Origin of the sequence: Rhodoblastus sp. (assembly GCF_019449565.1) — a bacterium.
GTDB lineage: Bacteria > Pseudomonadota > Alphaproteobacteria > Rhizobiales > Beijerinckiaceae > Rhodoblastus.
Genome location: NZ_JAGRPM010000080.1, coordinates 101918 through 121101 on the forward strand (window position 1 = coordinate 101918; position 19184 = coordinate 121101).

Sequence of the window (19184 nt, forward strand, 5' to 3'; positions counted from 1 at the left end):
CCTCAAGTTTCGCCTTCGGCCTTCGGTTTCGCGCTCAGGGCGCGGAGCAGCGCAAGAACCGCCGCCGCAGCCGCCGCAAGGCCCATGACAAGGCGCGGATTGCCGGTTGCGAGGCGCGCCGCGATGGGCGCCGCCCGGACCAGCGTATTGGTCTTCACGGCGACCTCGATCTGCTCCGTCGCGCGCGTCAACGCCTTGACGGCGACAAGGAGAAGGATCGCGCCGACGACCAGCGCTCCTCCAGCGACCGCGAGCGCCGCCTGCCAGGGCGCGATTTGGCTGAGCAAGGCCAAATAGGCCGCGAAGGCCAGAAAGGCCACGGTCAGCACGACGAGCGCCGCGCCGATGAGCGCGGCGAGCGCGAAGACCCGAAAACGGCGGGAAAGAACGGCGGTCTCCACGCCCATGGCCGCGAATATTCCGCTCATGAGCGTCGATCCCCTTTCCGCCAGAGCCCGAGGATCAGGCCCACGCCGACGGCCCCCACGAGCCATGCCAGCGGATTGCGGCGCACCGCCGCGCTGAGGTCTTCGAGCTTGGCGAGGCCGAGATCCCGCGCGTCGTCGGCGACGCCGGCGAAGTTTTTCGCGGCGGCATGGCGCGCCTGTTTCAACGCATCGAGGGTGGCGGCGGAATCGACGCCAAGAAGCGCGGCGAGATCTTCCATCGCCGTCTGAACGGCGCGAAGGGCTTCCGCGACGGGGGCTGGCTTCGAGTCATCCGGGATTTCGGGTTCACGCTTGTAGCTCATGCCGGCCTCCGGGGGCGTGTGCAAGGCTTTCGACCTCGCCATTGACCTCAAGTCTAGCAGAACCGTGGCCGGAGCCGAAATGGTCAGACGTCTTCGGCCAGCAGCGTGGCGACGAAATCGTCGACGGCTTTCGCCACGCGTGGCCTGCGCAGCCGTTCGGCGCGCACGATGGCCAGCAGATCGTCAAAGGTTTTCTGGATGTCGTCATTGATCAGGACGTAATCATAGTCGGCCCAGCGTCCGATCTCGTGCCGCGCGTTTTCGAGCCTGTGGGCGATTGTGTCCTGGCTGTCCTCGGCGCGGCGTTCGAGTCGCGCCCGCAATTCGCGCATCGACGGCGGCAGAACGAAAATGGTGACGACGTCGCGCGGCATTTTCTCCCGCACCTGCCGGGCGCCTTGATAATCAATGTCGAACAATACGTCCCGGCCCTGCGACAGGGTCGCCTCGACCTGGCCGCGCGGCGTGCCGTAGAAATTGCCGTGGACCTCGGCATGTTCGAGCAATTCGCCGGCGTCGCGGCGGCGCGCGAATTCCTCCTGGTCGATGAAATGATAGTGGATGCCGTCCGCCTCGCTGGAGCGGCGCTTGCGGGTCGTCAGGGAGATCGAAAGCCTGAAGTCGAGCTCCTGCTTCTGCAGCAGCATGCGCGTGAGCGTGGTCTTGCCCGCGCCAGAAGGCGAGGAGAGAATCAGCATCAGCCCCCGGCGGCCGCCGGGAAGCGCCGTAGCTTCCATTTCCATTCAGATCACTCGATATTTTGCGCCTGCTCGCGCAATTGCTCCACTTCGACCTTCAAATCAAGGCCGATCGCCGTCAAAGCCGCATCATTGGACTTGGCGCAGAGCGTGTTGGTCTCGCGCCCGAACTCTTGCGCCAGGAAATCCAGCCGGCGCCCGACGGCGCCCCCTTCCGCCAGCAGCTTGCGCGCGGCGAAGACATGCGAGACCAGCCGGTCCAGTTCTTCGCGGATATCGGCCTTGGCTGCCATCAGAACCGCCTCCTGATGCAGCCGGGCGTCGTCGAGGCGGCCCGTTTCGGCGATCAGGGCGACGGCCGCGCGCAGCCTTTCGCGCACCGCCGACGGATGGCGGCCGGGGCAAAGATCGGCGGCCTTTGTGAGATCGCCGATCCGGTTGAGTCTTTGATTGAGAAGGGCCGCCAGAGCGGCGCCCTCGCCCGCCCGCATGGCGCAGAGCTGCTTGAGCGCCCGTCCAAGGCCGGCGAGAATTTCCGCCTGCGCCGCCGCTTGAGCAGCCTCGTCCTCTTCCGTCTCGACGGTTTCGATCACGCCGCGCACGGCGAGGAGCCCATCGAGCGTCAGGGGGCCGATATGATTCGGACGTTTGATGTCAGCGAGCGAGTCCATCAGATGGACGAGCAGGTCGCGATTGACCCGCGCCGAGAGCGAGGGAGATTCGCGCGTCACGCTGAGATTGGCGTAGCAGGCTCCGCGCGCCAGCGCCCCGGAAATGGCCGTTCGTATGGGCTTGTCGAGATCGTCGAAGCCCGGCGGCAGGCGCAGCCGTAGATCGAGCGCCTTCGAATTGACCGTCTTGATCTCCCAGTTCCAGCGATAGGGAGCGGAAAAGCCGGACTCCCTCGCGAAACCCGTCATGCTGGAAACCGTCATTCAAAATCCTGTCCGGCGTCAATTGGGCATGGCCTGATCCAGCCATCGCACCTCAATCGCCTATAGCAGGATTCGTCAAGCAAAACTCAGCAAATCTATGCGGCCGGGCCTGATCGGCTGGCGCCTGTTTTCCGGCTTATTTTCCAGCCTTGGCGCTGGTTTTCGCGGGCGGCGCATCGACCGATTTGGGGCTGTTGAGATCCCAGGCCTTATCCAGAAGCGGATCGAGCGCCGTGCCTTCCACGGCGTCGTAAATGCGCGGCTTGCCATTGGGGGCGGGATTGACGATGCCTCCGGCATAGCCGAGGGCGCTGCTTTCCACCGGCGCCGCCGGGCCGTCGAGATCGGCGGCGGCGACGACGCGCCCGCGCGCGTCCGGCGCCCTCGGCGTCTGAACCTCGGCGGCGGGCCCGTCGAGATCATTTTCGGCCCGCGTGATGCCGCCGAGCTGGACGTCGCCGAGCGCGCCGGCATATTGCGCCGGCGTTGCGAGGCCCTGAGCCGGGACATAGTCGGCAAGGCGAACCGGACCTGCGGGCGCGCCGGGAAGTACGGGCGAGACGCGTGCGATCAGGGCCGGGTCATGCGCCAGCCGCGGCGGCAAAGGCGTCCGGCCGACGCGACGAGCGTCAAATTCAGGCGCATTCGGCGCGAGGCCATATTGCGAGGGCCTTGCGCGCTCGGCCCCCTTGTCGCGGCGAGGCGCCGGGGCGGCCGGAGCGACCGCCGCCGGCGGCTGAGCTGCAGGAGCCTGAGTCGCGGTCGCAGGGGCGCCTGGAGCCGGACCGGCCGGGGCTCCCGGAGCCTTGACTTTGCTGTTCTGCTCGATCTGGCGCCAGCGCTGTACATTGCGGTTATGGGAATCGAGCGAATCGGAAAAGACGTGGCCGCCGGTCCCATCCGCGACGAAATACAGATCCTGCGTGCGCGACGGATTGGCGACGGCCTCCATCGCGGCGCGGCCGGGATTGGCGATCGGGCCAGGCGGCAACCCATCGATGACATAGGTGTTATAGGCGCTGGCGGTGTCAATGTCCGTGCGCGTCAGCGGCCGGCCCAGCGGCCCCTGCCCGCCGACCAGGCCATAGACGATGGTGGGGTCCGATTGCAGCCGCATATGTTTGCGCAAGCGATTGATGAAAACGGCGGCGACGCGCGGACGCTCGTCCGCCTTGCCGGTCTCCTTTTCCACGATCGAGGCAAGCGTTACCAATTCATAGGGCGAGGACAGCGGCAGGTCCGATGCGCGGCGGCGCCAGATCTCGTCGAGCAGCGCCTTCTGGTCGTGCACCATTTGCTGAAGAAGCTTGTCGCGACTGTTGCCGCGCTGGAACTTATATGTTTCCGGCAGGAGCGCGCCTTCGCGCGGAATATCGCGGATATCGCCGGCCAAAAAATCGCTTTCGCGGAGTCGCTCAACGATCTGCTGGCTGGTCAGACCCTCGGGAATGGTGAGCGAATGCAGGATCGCCTTGCCGGACACGATGGTGTCGATCACTTCCTGCAGCGAGGCGTTTTGCTTGAACAGATATTCGCCCGCCTTGAGCTTGGAGCGGGCTCCTTCGACGAACAGGGTGAGAGTGAACAGGAACGGGCTGTCGATAACCCCCTGGGTCTGCAATTGCTCAATGATCTGATCGGCATCCGAGCCTTGCTGGATGTAGACGACCTTGTCGGCGGTCAGCGGCCCGGGCGCGCGCACGGCGCGGTCCGCGAAAACGGCTCCGACGCCGGCAAGAAGCGCAGCGGCAAGCAGAAAAGTCAGGAAGCCGGAAGCGGCGCCGAGGCGCGAAGGCTTGCGCTTTTTTTCTGGGGGCGGCGGCGGCGGCGCGTCTTGGGGATGCAGGGCCTCGGCGGGGCTCAGCGCCCCGCGACGACCAAACAGGCTGGCGCCCGACCGTTCCGCCGGAGCGCTTTCAGGCGTGTGCTGGACGGCATGATCCTGGGACGCATGATCTTGGACGCCCGAATCATGGCCGCCCCCATCGTGGCTTCCAGATTCCTGGCCACCCGGTTCGGTGTCCCGCGGTTTTTCGCTCATGCCTTTGGCGCGCCTTGCTCTGATCCGCTTGCGCGGCGAAAGATCATTCCACAGTTTGCCTTAATTTATGGCGAATTGAGGATCGATCAGGCGTAACGCCTCATGATGAGCGAGGCGTTGGTGCCACCGAAACCGAAGGAATTGGACAGGACGACGTTGATTTCACGCGGACGCGGCTTGTGCGGCACGAGATCGATCGCCGTTTCGAAGGCCGGATTGTCGAGGTTGATCGTCGCCGGAGCGATCTGGTCGCGGATGGCGAGGATCGAGAAGATCGCCTCCACCGCGCCCGCGGCGCCAAGCAGATGGCCGACCGAGCTCTTGGTCGAGGACATCGAGATCGTTTTGGCGGCTTCGCCTACCACGCGCTCGACCGCCCGCAGTTCGATGCCGTCAGCCATGGTCGAGGTGCCGTGGGCGTTGACATAGTCGATCTCGGCGGGCGTCACGCCCGCGCGCTTGATCGCCGCCTGCATGCAGCGGAAGGCGCCGTCGCCGTCTTCGGAGGGCGCGGTGATGTGATAGGCGTCGCCGGACATGCCATAGCCGATGATTTCGGCATAGATATGCGCGCCGCGCGCCTGGGCGTGCTCCAGCGATTCCAGCACGACACAGCCGGCGCCCTCGCCCATCACGAAGCCGTCGCGGTCGCGATCATAGGGGCGCGACGCCGCCTTCGGATTGTCGTTGAAAGAAGTGGCCAGAGCCTTGCAAGCCGCGAAGCCGGCGATTCCGATCCGGTTACAGGCGGATTCCGCGCCGCCGGCGACCATGACCTCGGCGTCGCCGAGCGCGATCAACCGCGCCGCGTCGCCGATGGCGTGGGTGCCGGTCGAACAGGCGGTGACGACGGCGTGATTCGGGCCCTTGAGCCCATGCATGATCGAAACATGCCCGCCAATGAGATTGATGAGGCGCCCCGGAACGAAGAACGGCGACACGCGGCGCGGGCCTTTCTCGTTCAGAACCAGGGTCGTCTCGTAAATGCCGCCAAGTCCGCCGATGCCGGAGCCGATCAGGACGCCCGTTTCGATCTGATCCTGATAGGTCTTGGGCGCCCAATTGGCGTCCTTGAGCGCCTGCGCGGCGGCCGCAACGCCGAAGATGATGAAATCATCGACCTTGCGCTGTTCCTTGGGCTCCATCCAGTCGTCGGGATTGAAGGCGTCGGGGGCGTCCCTGCGCGGAACCTGCATCGCGATCTGACAAGCGAGATCGGAGGCTTCAAAGCCTTCAATTCGCCCGGCGCCGCTTTCGCCGGCCAGCAGACGTTTCCAGGTTTCCTCGTAGCCGCTCGCAAGCGGCGAAACCATGCCCAATCCCGTAACGACGACCCTGCGCATTAGCTCCCTCGGGCTTTGCATTCGACGCTCGGACGCAATCTTGCGCCAGAGCGGACCAACCAGACGAACCCGCCGGACGGAGCCGGCGCCCCCAATGTCAAACGCGCGCGCCCGACGCCAGGCCGAACGCGCGCGAACAAGTCCTCATGAGCTGAAATCAGCCCTGAGCCGTGGCTTTTTCCAGGAACTTAACCGCGTCGCCGACCGTCACGATCGTCTCGGCGGCGTCATCCGGGATTTCCACGCCGAATTCTTCCTCGAAGGCCATGACCAGCTCGACGGTGTCGAGCGAGTCGGCGCCCAGATCGTCGATGAAATTGGCGCTGTCGACTACCTTGTCGGCGTCCACGCCGAGGTGTTCGATCACAATCTTTTTCACGCGCTCGGCGACATCGCTCATCTTTAGTTTCCTCGTTATATAGAACTGACGGCGCGCCTGAAGGCAGGCCTGGGCGCGCTGGGGAGTGACCGATCCGCCGACGCGAAAATTTCAGCCCGCAGCGAAATTTCACACGTTGGAACGTACAAACCGAGGCTTGCTAACATACTTCCGTCACGATTGCGAGGCCCACTTGCTGCTAAAGCCGCCGCCCACGAACCGCAGACACAAGCCATTCAAATCATTGCCATTCCGCCGTTGACGTGAAGGGTTTGGCCGGTGACGTAGGCGGCTTCCGAACTGGCGAGAAAGACGCAGGCGGCGCCAATATCCTCACCCTTGCCGAGTTGGCCCGAGGGAATCGTCGCCAGAATGGCTTCTTTCTGCTTGTCGGTCAGGACGTCGGTCATCGGGCTGGCGATGAAACCCGGCGCGACGCAATTGACCGTGACGTTGCGCGACGCGACCTCCGCGGCGAGCGATTTGCTCATCCCGATCAGGCCGGCCTTGGAGGCGGCGTAATTGGCTTGCCCCCCATTGCCGGTGACGCCGACGATGGAGGTAATGTTCACGATGCGGCCGTAGCGGCGCTTCATCATGCCCTTCAGCACCGCGCGTGACAAACGAAACGCCGACGTCAGATTGACGGTCAGCACCGTCTCCCAGTCCTCGTCCTTCATGCGCAGGAACAGGCCGTCGCGGGTGACGCCCGCGTTATTGACCAGAATGTCGAGCGGGCCCGCAAGAGCCTCGGCCTCGGGCACGAGCTTTTCGACGGCGTCCTTGTCGGAAAGGTTGCAGACCGCGACGAAGGCGCCTTCTCCGAGTTCGGCGGCGAGAACGTCCAGCGCCTCGCGGCGCGTGCCCGAAAGCACGACTTTCGCGCCCTGCTTGTGCAGGGAGCGCGCGATCGCGGAGCCGAGGCCGCCGCTGGCGCCGGTGACGAGCGCGACGCGATTGCTCAGATCAAACATGAGAAACTCCGGATAAGAGATCAAATCGTCAGGGAAAAACTCTCGACCTCTGCCGGCGCGCCGACATTGAGCGCGCGCGCGCCTTCCGCCGTGCGCTTGACCAGACCGGCCAGAACCTTGCCGGCGCCGATTTCAACGAACAGATCGACGCCCTGCTTATGCATATAGCCCATGCACTCGCGCCAGCGCACGGTCCCGCAAACCTGCGCGACCAGCAATTTGCGGATCTCGTCCGGATCGCGCACCGGCGCGGCTGTGACATTGGCGACCACCTCCACCACCGACGGCAGGATGGTTGTCTCCGCGAGCGCCGCGCGCATGGCCTCGGCGGCGGGCGCCATCAGCGCGCAATGGAACGGAGCGGACACAGGCAGCAGCATGGCGCGCTTGATGCCGTTTTCCCTGGCGATTTCAATCGCGAGATCGACCGCCTGCTTCGCCCCGGAAACCACGATCTGCCCGCCGCCATTGTCATTGGCGACTTCGCACAAGCTGCCGGAGGCCGCCGTGGCTTCTCCGGCGATTTTCGCGGCCAGCTCCGGCTCCGCGCCGAGCAGGGCCGCCATGGCGCCCTCGCCGACCGGAACGGACTTCTGCATGGCCTGGCCGCGCAGACGCAACAGGCGCGCGGCGTCGGAGACGGACAGCGCGCCGGCGGCGGCGAGCGCGGAATATTCTCCGAGAGAATGGCCGGCGACATAAACCGCGTCGCGTTCCAGCTTTACGCCTTTCTCAGCCTCAAGCGCGCGCAGGGCGGCGAGACTCACGGCCATCAGGGCCGGCTGGGCGTTGGCGGTCAGCTGCAATTGCGCCGCGTCGCCCTCGAACATCAGGGTCGAGAGCTTTTCGCCAAGCGCCTCGTCGACTTCCTCGAAAACCGCGCGCGAAGCGGCGAAAGCCTCGTAAAGCGCCTTGCCCATGCCGACGGCCTGGGAGCCCTGCCCCGGAAAGAGAAATGCGACGGTCACTTGCGGTCTTGCCTCGTTTTACGTCAAATCGCTGTCGCCAATGGCGCCGCCTGTCGCCCCTGTCAAGGCGGAGCGCGCAAAAGCCCCGCAATTGCGCGCTTTTCGCTTGATCGACGGCAAAATCCCGCTATAAGGCGCGCTTCGTCCCTCGGCCGGGGGCTGAACGGAAGGCCGCGCTTGCGGCTGGGGTTGCCCGTCTTCCCGTGTTCCCGCCTTCGACGTTTTTCATCAAGCATTTGGCTTACGCCAGAGCGAGATGCGAAACAATTCCGTCGAGCCTTTCTCCGGGCTCGAAGGGCTCCGCGCCGGGATGGATGAAACTGGCGGCTCAAGCCGCCGTAAATCATAGAGAAAGGCAATGACATGGCTCTTTACGAGCACGTTTTCCTTGCTCGCCAGGATCTTACCGCCCAGCAGACGGAAGCCCTGACCGAGCAGTTCAAGGCCACTGTGACCAGCCTCGGCGGCACGGTCGGCAAGGTGGAATATTGGGGCGTCAAGTCCCTCGCCTACCGGATCAAGAAGAACCGCAAGGCGCATTTCACCCTTATCAACCTCGACGCCCCGCCGGCCGCCCTGGCCGAGGCCGAGCGTCAGTGGTCGATCAGCGAAGACATCCTGCGCTCCCTGACCATCCGCGTCGACGCCCTCGAAGACGGCCCGTCCGCCATGCTGCGCAAGCGCGATGACGATGACCGCGGCGATCGCGGCGATCGTGGCGACCGCCCCGGTCGTGGCGGCCCCGGCGGCCGCCCGCCGCGCCCGCGCCGTGACGACAACGCCGAAGGAGGACAGTTCTGATGACCACCGCCGCCGCCGCCCCCGCGCGCCGCCCCTTCTTCCGCCGTCGCAAGACCTGCCCCTTCACCGGGCCGAACGCGCCGAAGATCGATTACAAGGACACGCGTTTGCTGTCGCGCTACATTTCCGAGCGCGGCAAGATCGTGCCCTCGCGCATCACCGCCGTCTCGGCCAAGAAGCAGCGCGAACTGGCCCAGGCCATCAAGCGCGCCCGCTTCCTCGGCCTGCTGCCTTACGTGATCGTCTGAATTGAAACTCGCGCCGCGCGGGCCTTTCGCGCGGCGCCGCTTTCGTTGGGGCGGGCTGTGACCCGTCTCTAACCGCCCTCGCAGGACCCCGATTCCGCATTTGGAACAGGTCAGGCGCAAGGTTCCGGGACAGCAGGGTAAATGAACGACAATTTTCCGCCGGCCAATTGGCCCGACCGCGCCGTGGCTTTCGGCGCCGGGCTCGCCAGCGCCCTCCTTTTCGTCGTTTCGACGCGTGGCTCCAGCCTCGCGATGGCGCTCGCCTATTTTTCTCCGCTGCCCTTGATGATCGCCGCCGCCGGATTTTCATTTCCGGCCGCCTTGGCCGGCGCGCTCGCGGGTGCGGCGCTGCTCGTATTTGCCGCGCAACTCCCGTTTGGCCTCGGCTATTTCCTTGGCTTTGCGGGACCGGCGTTGTTGCTCGCGGCTCTGCTTCAAGCCCCCTTGCGCTCCTCACCCTTGCCCTCGCGCGATCCCCCCTCGCCCGCGCCTCGTTTCATGACGCCGGGCGCCCTGCTGGCGACGATCATCCTGCTGGCCATCGGCGTCGCCGGATTGGGCGTCGTCGCTTTGGTCGCCCATTATCACGGTTTCGACGCGACGCTGACCGCCATCCTGAAGCGCCTTGGCCCGGCTCTGGACGAGCTGGTTGAAAGCCTGCGCCCGGCGGCGCCGGATTTCGATGCGGACAAGATCAAGCGCCTTCTGGTCATCAGCGCGCCCGCCGGCGTCGCCGCCTCGCAGACGCTGCTTCTGTCGGTCAACCTCTGGCTCGCGGCGAAGACCATCGAAATTTCCGGCCGCCTGCGGCGTCCCTGGCCGTCGTTGCCGGAAAACCTCGCGCTGCCGCGTCTCGTCGCGCCGGCGTTCCTGCTCGCCGCCGGCCTGGCGTTCAAGGGCGGCCTGATCGGCGTGCTCAGCGGCGCCGTCGCTGCGGCGACCGGCTTCGGCCTGGCGCTCCATGGCCTCGCCGCTCTTCATGGACTGACCCGCGACAGCCGCTTTCGCGGCGCCTGGCTCTCGGGCCTCTATGCCGCCGTCCTGGTGCTCGAACCCTGGTCGGTCGTGGTTCTCGCCGTGTTCGGCGTGATCGATTCCGCCTTTTCCCTTCGCGCCCGCAAGGCGCGCTCTACCACCGTCAAAATCTGATCAAACTGGAGTTCAAATCATGCAAGTCATTCTTCTCGAACGTGTCGCCAAGCTGGGCCAGATGGGCGAAGTCGTCCGCGTGCGCGACGGCTACGCCCGCAACTTCCTGCTGCCGCGCGGCAAGGCGCTGCGCGCCACCGAAGCCAACAAGAAGCATTTCGAAGGCGAGCGCGCGCAGCTCGAAGTCCGTAACCTTGAACGCAAGAGCGAAGCCGAGGCCGTCGCCGAGAAGCTGAACGGCCAGATCTTCGTGATCCTGCGCCAGGCCGGCGAATCCGGCCAGCTTTATGGTTCGGTCTCGACCCGCGACGTCGCCGAGGCCGCCACGGCCGGCGGCTTCACCGTCGAGCGTCATCAGATCGTGCTGCATACGCCGATCAAGACGCTGGGCCTGCACAAGACCCCGGTGCATCTGCATCCGGAAGTCGATGTCGAGATCACCGTCAATGTCGCCCGCTCCGCCGAAGAAGCCGAGCGTCAGGCCAAGGGCGAATCGGCCGTCGTGCGCGAAGAGACCACCATGGCCGACCTGGGCCTGGAAGTCGGCGCCGCCCTGGCCGAAGCCGGCGACGTCGAGCTCTGATCTCAAGCAAGTCTTTGAAACACAAAGCCGGACGGGCGCAATCCCGTCCGGCTTTTTCGTGCGTGGCGCCAGAGGCGCGGTCAAGCCAATTCGGCGCGCGCGCTCAATTTAGCCGTGGCCATGTGGACAATGTGGACAAGGCGAGGCGCTTAACGTTTCGTTGATTTATTCCGTCCGAAGCCGTGCCAGAACAATGCGGCGATTGCGTATTCCGTCGCATCAATCCGATAATCCACAATGATTCGGCGCGACGGTCAGCCCGTTGCGCGAGGAATGGCGCTGCAATGGCCGCACTTGAAAAGAAATTCGACCGCGCTTTGATGACGGTCGCCGCTCCCGAAACCAATTTTCGCACGCCTCCCGCCAATATCGAGGCGGAACAGGCCCTGTTGGGCGCGATTCTCGTCAATAACGATGCTTTCGACCGCGTTTCCGACTTTCTGAAGCCGGAGCATTTCGCCGAGGAGCTGCACCGTCGGATTTATGAAATCGCGGGGCAGCTGATCCGCGCCGGCAAGCTCGCCACGCCAGTCACGCTGAAGACCTTTTTGGGCGATATCGACCTCGGCGGCATGACCATCCCGCAATATCTGGCGCGGCTGGCGGCGGAAGCGACCACCATCATCAATGCGGTGGATTACGGCCACGCCATCCACGACCTCGCCTTGCGGCGCGATCTGATCTCCATCGGCGAGGATGTCGTCAACACCGCCTTCGACGCTGGCGTAGACGCGAGTCCGCGCGCCCAGATTGAGGAGGCCGAGCGCAAGCTCTACGCCATCGCCGAGACGGGGCGCTATGAAGGCGGATTTCATCGCTTCTCGGAGGCCCTGACCAGCGCCGTGGACATGGCGGCCCGGGCCTGGGAGCGCGATGGCGGCCTTTCCGGCGTCGCCACCGGCATGAACGACCTCGACAGGATGATGGGCGGGCTTCAGCCGTCCGACATGATCATCGTCGCGGGACGTCCCGGCATGGGCAAGACCGCGCTGGCGACCAATATCGCCTTCAATGTCGCGCGCGCCTATCGCGGCGAGGCGCAGCCCGACGGAACGCATCTCACGGTCAATGGCGGCATTGTCGGCTTTTTCTCGCTGGAAATGTCGTCCGAACAGCTCGCCACCCGCATTATCGCCGAGCAGGCCCAGGTTCCGGGCTACAAGATCCGACGCGGCGACATCACCGAGGCCGAATTCCATCGCATAACCCACGCCGCGCGGGAAATGCAGAGCATTCCCTTCTATATCGACCATACCGGCGGCATTTCCATCGCGCAGCTCACGGCCCGCGCGCGACGTCTCAAAAGGCAGCGCGGCCTCGATCTGCTGGTGGTGGATTACCTGCAATTGCTGTCAGGATCGCGCGCGCGCAGCGACAACCGCGTGCAGGAGCTGACGGAAATCACCACCGGCATGAAGGCCTTGGCAAAAGAATTGAATGTGCCGATCATCGCCCTGTCGCAATTGTCGCGTCAGGTCGAATCGCGCGACGACAAGCGGCCGCAATTGTCGGATCTGCGCGAATCCGGCTCGATCGAACAGGACGCCGACGTCGTGCTTTTCGTCTATCGCGAGGAATATTACTTGAAGAACAAGCAGCCGCGCGAGGGCACGCCGGAATTCATGACCTGGCAGAGCGAAATGGAGCGCGCCCACGGCAAGGCCGAGGTGATCATCGGCAAGCAGCGCCACGGGCCGACCGGCACGGTGGAGCTGGCCTTCGAGGGCGAATATACCCGGTTCAGCGATCTGGCGCAGGACGATCACCTGCCTGCTCATATGTGAGGACGTTTCATGACGGATGGGGCGGCTTCCGAAGAGACCCGCGCGATGGGCCAATCCATCCTCACGGTCGATCTCGGCGCTCTGGCGGAGAACTGGCGCCGCCTTTCCACCCGCGCCCGGGGCGCCGAATGCGCCGCCGTGGTCAAGGCCAATGCCTATGGCCTCGGCATCGGGCCGGTTGCGCAAGCCCTGTTCGATGTAGGCTGCCGGACCTTTTTCGTCGCTCATCTCGGCGAGGGCGAGATCCTTCGGCGGGTCCTGCGAGACAGCGCGCCGGAGCCGCGCATCTTCATCCTGAATGGCCTGGCCCCTGCTTCCGCGCGTTTCTATGTCGAATCGCAACTGATTCCGATCCTCGGCTCGCTGCCGGAAATCGCCGAATGGGCGGAATTTTGCGCCTCTGACGGCGTCGCCCACCCGGCGGGGCTGCATATCGACACTGGCATGAACCGGCTCGGCCTCGCCGCGCGCGATCTCAAGCTCGCTCGCGCCCTGTCGAACTCGTTCACGCCGGTTCTGGCGATGAGCCATTTCATTTCGGCGGAAGACATTTCGGCGCCGACCAACCGCCTTCAGATTGAGCGTTTCGAACAGGCCTGCGCCCAATTGCCGCCCATGCCAGCCTCGCTGTGCAACAGTTCCGGCCTGTTTCTCGAAGACGCGCCCTTTCTCGACCTGTGCCGCCCGGGCTATGCGCTTTATGGCGGCAATCCGACGCCCGGAAGCGACAATCCGATGCGCCGCGTCGTCGGCCTCTCATCGCTCGTGCTTCAAGTCCGCGATGTCGCGGCGGGCGAGACGGCGGGCTATAACGCGCGCTGGACGGCTCCCTCGCGCCGGCGGCTGGCGACCATAAATCTGGGCTATGCCGATGGCTTTCCGCGCAGCGGCTCCGAAGGGTTGATCGCGGCCGAGGTCTTCGCGGCAGGGCATTACTGCCCGATCGTCGGGCGGATTTCGATGGACCTCTCGATCATCGACGTCAGCGAGACCGGTCCGCTGCGGCGCGGCGACCGGGTCGAGATTCTGGGACCCAATATCAGCATTGACGGACTCGCCGCTGAATCGGGCACCATCGGCTACGAGATCCTGACCCGGCTCGGCGCGCGATTCCGGCGCGAATATATTTATGGCGCCGAACCCCCGCCAGAAACTCCGACCGATGCGCCGGCAAGCGAGGAGGCGAACCCCTCCGCGTGAAAAAGCGCGCTTGGACTGGACAAGCCGAAAGGGCTATGTTCTATAATTGTTCTTGTTTGAGATTCGGATTTCCGCTTTGGCCAAAGCCCGCACATCGTTCATCTGCCAGAATTGCGGCGCGGTTTCCCCACGCTGGCAGGGCAAATGCGAAGCCTGCAATGAATGGAACACGCTGGTCGAAGAGGCGCCTTCGGCGGGCATTGGGGCGCTTGCCGCGCGCAACGCCAAAAAGGGCCGCGTCTTTGCGCTGGAAGGCCTGATCGGGGAAGCCAAGCCCGCCCCGCGCCTGCTTTCCGGCATGGCGGAACTGGACCGCGTCACCGGCGGCGGCTTCGTCCCCGGATCAGTCCTGCTGATCGGCGGCGAGCCGGGCATCGGCAAATCCACCCTGCTGATCCAGGCCTGCGCCGCGCTGGCGCGGCGCGGCGAGCGCGTGGTCTATATTTCCGGCGAGGAGGCGGCCGCCCAGGTGCGTTTGCGCGCCGAGCGGCTAGGCCTGAGCGACGCGCCGGTTGAACTGGCGGCGGAAACCTCGGTCGAGGACATTATCGCCACGCTTTCGACGGGACGGCTTCCGGCGCTGGTGGTGATCGATTCGATCCAGACCATGTGGACCGAAACCGCCGAGGCGACGCCCGGCACCGTGACCCAGGTGCGCTGCGCGGCGCAGGCGCTGATCCGTTTCGCCAAACTGTCGGGCGCCTGCGTGATTCTCGTGGGCCACGTGACCAAGGACGGCCAGATCGCAGGCCCGCGCGTTGTGGAGCATATGGTCGACGCGGTCGCCTCCTTCGAAGGCGAAGGCTCGCATCATTTCCGCATCCTTCGCAACGTCAAGAACCGTTTCGGGCCAACTGACGAGATCGGCGTGTTCGAAATGACTGGCGCCGGCCTGTCCGAAGTCGCCAATCCCTCCGCGCTCTTTCTCGCGGGGCGCGACGGCTCGGCGCCGGGCGCGGCGGTCTTCGCAGGCATGGAGGGGACCCGGCCCGTGCTGGTCGAGATCCAGGCTTTGGTGGCGCCCAGCGCGCTCGGCACGCCGCGCCGCGCGGTGGTCGGCTGGGACCCGAATCGCCTCTCGATGCTCGTCGCCGTTCTGGAGACCCATGGCCGCGTTCGGCTCGGGCAGCATGACATTTATCTCAGCGTGGCGGGCGGCGTGAAAATTTCGGAGCCCGCCGCCGACCTCGCCGCAGCCGCCGCGCTCGTGTCCTCGCTCACCGGCGCCGTGCTGCCGCAAGACATGGTGTTTTTCGGCGAGGTCGCCTTATCCGGCGCCGTCCGCCCATCGCCGCACGCCAATTTGCGGCTCAAGGAAGCCGCAAAGCTCGGCTTTTCTCGCGCTGTCGCGCCACAGGGACCGCAGGAGGGCGAGGGCGCCGGCAAGAATGCGGGAATAGTCCAGCGCCCGGTCCGCCACATCGGGGAGGCCATCGCCGATATCGCCGCCCTCGGCCGGGGCGTCTCCTCGGCGCCGACGAGAGAAGCGCCAAGAGAATCGCAAAGATCCGCGCGCGCCGCCGTTTAAACTGCTGGCGCTGAGCCTATCGACGCCAGAGGCCGCATTAGCTATAAGCTTGCGCGAAGAAAGACGGCGGAAGGTCGCCTCCCTTGTCTTCCGCTCCCGGCTACTGCGCCGACACCTGATTTCATCGCTGTTCGAGGCGCCGAATGCCGTCTTATCTTGACCTGGGTCTACTCGCCGTCGTCCTCATATCAGCTCTGCTCGCTACGGTGCGAGGCTTCACCCGCGAAGTCATGGCGATTTTCTCCTGGGGCGCGGCGGCGGCGGCGGCGGTCTATTTTTATCCGCTTCTGCTCCCCAAACTCGCCGACCCCGCCTCGCCGGTCTTTATCAGCAAGGAGGCCCTGCGCCCCTATGCCGCCGGCGCCGCGATCTTCTTCGTCGCGCTGATTGTCGTCTCCTTCATCACCATCCGCATTTCGGACGCGATTCTCGATTCCAAGATCGGCGCGCTCGACCGCTCGCTGGGCTTCCTGTTCGGCGCGGTGCGCGGCCTGCTGCTCTGCGCCATCGCCTTCATCTTCTTCAATTGGCTCGCCCCGGAAGCCGGCAGCCCCACGACTGCCGCCAATGGCTCCAGCACGGCCCTGCGCAATCAATGGCTGGCCAATTCCCGCAGCCTGCCGCTCCTCAAGGCGACAAGCGACCAATTGCTCGCGCTTCTCCCCGACGATCCCGACGGCCTGCTGGCGAAATTCAAGAAGCCCAAGCTGCCCGCCACCGGCGAAGAGGCGCCGCCTCCGGAATCCGATTCCGAGCCGAAAGCCGTGCCCGCGACGCCGTCGCCTCCGGTCCCGCCGGCGCGTCCCGGCAGGCCGGCGCCGGCACCCGCCGCGCCTGACGACAAGAAAACCATCGACAATCTTCTCAAGAACACCCGCTGATCGAGATTAAGGCCCTGCGGCGCTGGAAATTTCGGCAAAGACTTTCCATTTGTCGCACAGAGGTTTATTGAGCACTCTTTCGCTAATGGGGCGATAGATACGCCTCGCGCGCTGGTGATTTCGCGCGCAACTGGAGCCAGAAAAATGGATCAATCCGGTGCGGGGCGAGGCTTGTCCGCCAATGACGACATGGCGGCGGATTTCGACATGGACGCCGACCGCTTGCGCGAGGAATGCGGCGTTTTCGGCATTTTCGGCCATCCCGACGCGGCGGCCATCACCGCGCTCGGCCTCCACGCGCTCCAGCATCGCGGCCAGGAAGCGGCCGGCATCGTGTCCTATGACGGACGGCGCTTCAATTCCGAGCGCCGCATGGGCATGGTCGGCGACACCTTCTCCAAGGCCTCGACAATCGAACGCCTGCCGGGTGACCGCGCCATCGGCCATGTGCGCTATTCGACGACCGGCGAAACCATTCTCCGCAATGTCCAGCCGCTGTTCGCCGAGCTCGATTCGGGCGGCTTTGCAGTCGCGCATAATGGCAATCTCACCAATGCCCTGACCCACCGCCGCGAACTGATCCGCGCCGGCGCGATCTATCAATCGACCTCCGATACCGAAGTCGTGCTCCATCTCGTCGCCCGCAGCCGCAAACATTCGGTCGTCGATCGCTTCATCGAGGCGCTGCGCCAACTCGAAGGCGCCTATGCCTTCGTAGCCATGAGCAACAAGAAGCTGATTGGCGCGCGCGATCCGCTCGGCATCCGTCCGCTGGTGCTCGGCCAGCTCGATGGCCATTATATTCTGGCTTCGGAAACCTGCGCGCTCGACATCATTGGCGCCCATTTCATCCGCGACGTCGAGAATGGCGAAATCGTTGTTATTTCTGAGGATGGGCTGGAAAGCGTCCGTCCTTTTCCGCGCCAGCCCGCCCGGCCCTGCATCTTCGAATATATCTATTTCGCCCGCCCCGATTCCATCGTCCACGGCCGCTCGGTCTATGACGTGCGCAAGGAAATGGGCGCGCAGCTTGCGCGGGAGAACCCGCTCGACGCCGACGTCGTCGTGCCCGTGCCCGATTCCGGCGTTCCGGCGGCGATTGGCTACGCCCGCGCCTCTGGAATTCCCTTCGAGCTTGGCATCATCCGCAACCATTATGTTGGCCGCACCTTCATCCAGCCGACGCAAACGGTGCGCGAGCTCGGCGTGCGCATGAAACATTCGGCCAATCGCGCGGTGGTCGCCGGCAAGCGGATCGTGTTGCTGGACGATTCCATCGTGCGCGGCACGACTTCCGTGAAAATCGTGCAGATGATGCGTGAGGCTGGCGCCAAGGAAGTGCATTTCCGCATTTCGTCGCCGCCGATCACTTATCCCGATTATTATGGCATCGACACGCCGCAGCGCGACAAATTGCTGGCCGCGACCCACACTCTGGAAGAGATGCGCGCGTGGATCGGCGCGGATTCCCTCGCCTTCCTGTCGGTGGACGGCATCTATCGCGCGATGGGCTGCGACGGCCGCGACCCGAATCGTCCGCAATTCACCGACCATTGCTTCACTGGCGATTATCCGACGACGCTGACCGACATGAACGGCAAGGATATTCGCGCGCAATTGTCGCTGCTCGCCGAAACCGGCTGACCCACCAAACAGGCCTCTCTCATGTCTGACCTTTCCTCGCCCGGCGGCAAGCTTGCCGGCCGTATAGCCCTCGTCACCGGCGCCTCGCGCGGCGTTGGGCGCGCCGTCGCGCTCGAACTCGCGCGGCGCGGCGCCCATGTCATCGCCATGGCGCGGACCCAGGGCGCGCTCGAGGCGCTGGACGATGAAATCCGGGCGCTCGGCGGCGAGGCCACTCTCGTTCCCTGCGACGTCACGGATTTCGCGGCGCTCGACCGTCTCGGCGCCGCGATTCACGAACGCTGGGGCAAGCTCGACATCTTCGTCGGCAATGCCGGCGTGCTCGGCCCGCTGACGCCGATCTCCCATTGCGACCCGGACAAGTGGGATAAGCTTTTCGCGGTCAATGTCACGGCCAATTACCGCCTGCTGCGCTCGCTCGACCCGCTGCTACGCGCCTCGGACGCCGGCCGCGTCGTTCTCATCTCCTCCGGCGCGGCGCAAAGGGCGGACTACCGCGCGTTTTGGGGGCCTTATGCGGTGTCAAAAGCCGCGCTCGACGCGATCCTGCGCTCCTATGCCGCCGATGTGGTCAATGTCTCGAATATCAAGGCGATGAGCGTCAATCCCGGCCCGCTGCGCACGAAAATGCGCGCCTCGGCCATGCCGGGCGAAGACCCGGCGACCCTGCGCACGCCCGAGGAATTCGCGCCGAAGCTGGTCGATCTGTGCGGGCCGGACTGGACCGAGACCGGCCGGATCTACGACTTCCCGACCGACAAGGTGCTGTCCTTCCAGGGGCCGGCTTAAGAAAAAAGCGCGCGCCCGAGGCTGCTCCGCTCAAGCGATATTGGCCGCGAAAGCCCGCGCGATCAGTCGATGGAACGGCATGATCGCCAGGAGATAGGCGCGGCCAAGGGCGTTGTGGCGGCGCACGATCGTCGTCAGCGTGGCGACGCCGCAAGCGACAGTCACCACAATACGAGAATCGAGATGGCGGTCGTCAAAGCCCATGACCGCGCGTTCGGGCGTTTCCGAGATCATAGGAAAACCTGATGAAGGCGCGGGCTTCAGTCCGAAAGGCCCGACCAGCTTGTCGCGCAGAGCCATCAGTGTGGCCGCCCAGCGCGGGGCGTTGGCGAAGGCGCGGCGCGTGGCTTCCGCTGCGTTTATTCCCACCGGAATGGAGACGGCATAGGCGTCGGCGAAGTCATGGCCCGGCAGCAGGGAGTCGCAATCGACGGGCGGCGGAACGCTGCTGACGACTTGCATTCCACGAGAATAGGCCGGTGGGGCAG

Annotated in this window: 20 protein-coding genes; 10 read left to right on the forward strand and 10 right to left on the reverse strand. The window is 65.0% G+C overall.

All coding sequences use genetic code 11. The features are described 5' to 3' along the window. Positions 1-2: 2 nt before the first annotated feature. The 9 genes from QZ409_RS17800 to fabD all read right to left on the reverse strand — a co-directional run bounded on the left by QZ409_RS17800 (position 3) and on the right by fabD (position 8089). Positions 3-428, reverse strand: a complete 426-nt coding sequence (locus tag QZ409_RS17800) for a hypothetical protein (RefSeq protein ID WP_296713952.1) — start codon at positions 426-428, stop codon at positions 3-5. Further along, complete coding sequence (locus tag QZ409_RS17805; protein ID WP_296713954.1) at positions 425-751, reverse strand: hypothetical protein; 327 nt, start codon at positions 749-751, stop codon at positions 425-427. Before QZ409_RS17805 ends, QZ409_RS17800 begins: the two co-directional genes overlap by 4 nt. 83 nt (positions 752-834) lie before the next feature. Further along, positions 835-1494 carry a guanylate kinase gene (gene gmk / locus QZ409_RS17810; protein ID WP_296713956.1) on the reverse strand — a complete coding sequence of 220 codons (660 nt, stop codon included), beginning with the start codon at positions 1492-1494 and terminating at the stop codon, positions 835-837. Positions 1495-1499: 5 nt separating this feature from the next. After that, entirely contained in the window at positions 1500-2384 is an 885-nt protein-coding gene (locus QZ409_RS17815; RefSeq protein WP_296713957.1) for a YicC/YloC family endoribonuclease, read from the reverse strand. A gap of 136 nt (positions 2385-2520) precedes the next feature. After that, a complete protein-coding gene (mltG, locus tag QZ409_RS17820) occupies positions 2521-4425 on the reverse strand; it encodes an endolytic transglycosylase MltG (protein ID WP_296713959.1) in 1905 nt (634 codons plus the stop codon). Positions 4426-4511: 86 nt separating this feature from the next. After that, positions 4512-5768, reverse strand: coding sequence for a beta-ketoacyl-ACP synthase II (gene fabF, locus QZ409_RS17825; protein WP_296713961.1), 1257 nt, complete (start codon positions 5766-5768; stop codon positions 4512-4514). Positions 5769-5925: 157 nt separating this feature from the next. Next, a complete protein-coding gene (locus tag QZ409_RS17830) occupies positions 5926-6168 on the reverse strand; it encodes an acyl carrier protein (protein ID WP_283364988.1) in 243 nt (80 codons plus the stop codon). A 215-nt stretch (positions 6169-6383) separates the two neighbouring features. Beyond that, the gene (gene fabG, locus QZ409_RS17835) at positions 6384-7121 is read right to left on the reverse strand and encodes a 3-oxoacyl-[acyl-carrier-protein] reductase (RefSeq protein WP_296713965.1); all 738 of its coding nucleotides are present in this window, start codon (positions 7119-7121) and stop codon (positions 6384-6386) included. 20 nt (positions 7122-7141) lie between these two features. After that, on the reverse strand, positions 7142-8089 hold the full coding sequence (fabD, locus tag QZ409_RS17840; protein WP_296713967.1) for an ACP S-malonyltransferase: 948 nt from the start codon (positions 8087-8089) through the stop codon (positions 7142-7144). 363 nt (positions 8090-8452) lie between these two features. Between fabD and rpsF the strand changes: the two genes are divergently transcribed. The 10 genes from rpsF to QZ409_RS17890 all read left to right on the forward strand — a co-directional run bounded on the left by rpsF (position 8453) and on the right by QZ409_RS17890 (position 18696). Continuing rightward, a complete protein-coding gene (gene rpsF, locus QZ409_RS17845) occupies positions 8453-8890 on the forward strand; it encodes a 30S ribosomal protein S6 (protein ID WP_296713969.1) in 438 nt (145 codons plus the stop codon). Then, entirely contained in the window at positions 8890-9138 is a 249-nt protein-coding gene (gene rpsR / locus QZ409_RS17850; RefSeq protein WP_296713971.1) for a 30S ribosomal protein S18, read from the forward strand. The genes rpsF and rpsR overlap by 1 nt, the downstream gene beginning before the upstream one ends. A gap of 141 nt (positions 9139-9279) precedes the next feature. Next, complete coding sequence (locus QZ409_RS17855) at positions 9280-10287, forward strand: hypothetical protein (RefSeq protein WP_296713973.1); 1008 nt, start codon at positions 9280-9282, stop codon at positions 10285-10287. Between the two features lie 19 nt (positions 10288-10306). Further along, the gene (gene rplI, locus QZ409_RS17860; protein ID WP_296713977.1) at positions 10307-10870 is read left to right on the forward strand and encodes a 50S ribosomal protein L9; all 564 of its coding nucleotides are present in this window, start codon (positions 10307-10309) and stop codon (positions 10868-10870) included. Between the two features lie 320 nt (positions 10871-11190). Further along, positions 11191-12654, forward strand: a complete 1464-nt coding sequence (locus QZ409_RS17865) for a replicative DNA helicase (protein ID WP_296714048.1) — start codon at positions 11191-11193, stop codon at positions 12652-12654. A 9-nt stretch (positions 12655-12663) separates the two neighbouring features. Beyond that, complete coding sequence (alr, locus tag QZ409_RS17870) at positions 12664-13854, forward strand: alanine racemase (RefSeq protein WP_296713979.1); 1191 nt, start codon at positions 12664-12666, stop codon at positions 13852-13854. Between the two features lie 76 nt (positions 13855-13930). After that, entirely contained in the window at positions 13931-15382 is a 1452-nt protein-coding gene (radA, locus tag QZ409_RS17875) for a DNA repair protein RadA (RefSeq protein ID WP_296713981.1), read from the forward strand. A gap of 143 nt (positions 15383-15525) precedes the next feature. Then, a complete protein-coding gene (locus QZ409_RS17880) occupies positions 15526-16263 on the forward strand; it encodes a CvpA family protein (RefSeq protein ID WP_296713984.1) in 738 nt (245 codons plus the stop codon). Between the two features lie 144 nt (positions 16264-16407). Continuing rightward, positions 16408-17907 carry an amidophosphoribosyltransferase gene (gene purF, locus QZ409_RS17885; protein ID WP_296713987.1) on the forward strand — a complete coding sequence of 500 codons (1500 nt, stop codon included), beginning with the start codon at positions 16408-16410 and terminating at the stop codon, positions 17905-17907. 21 nt (positions 17908-17928) lie between these two features. Next, complete coding sequence (locus QZ409_RS17890) at positions 17929-18696, forward strand: SDR family NAD(P)-dependent oxidoreductase (protein WP_296713989.1); 768 nt, start codon at positions 17929-17931, stop codon at positions 18694-18696. 30 nt (positions 18697-18726) lie between these two features. Here QZ409_RS17890 and QZ409_RS17895 read toward each other — a convergent pair whose 3' ends face one another. Continuing rightward, positions 18727-19158 (reverse strand): DUF2867 domain-containing protein, encoded by a 432-nt coding sequence (locus QZ409_RS17895; protein ID WP_296713992.1) that lies wholly within the window; start codon positions 19156-19158, stop codon positions 18727-18729. Positions 19159-19184 lie beyond the last annotated feature (26 nt).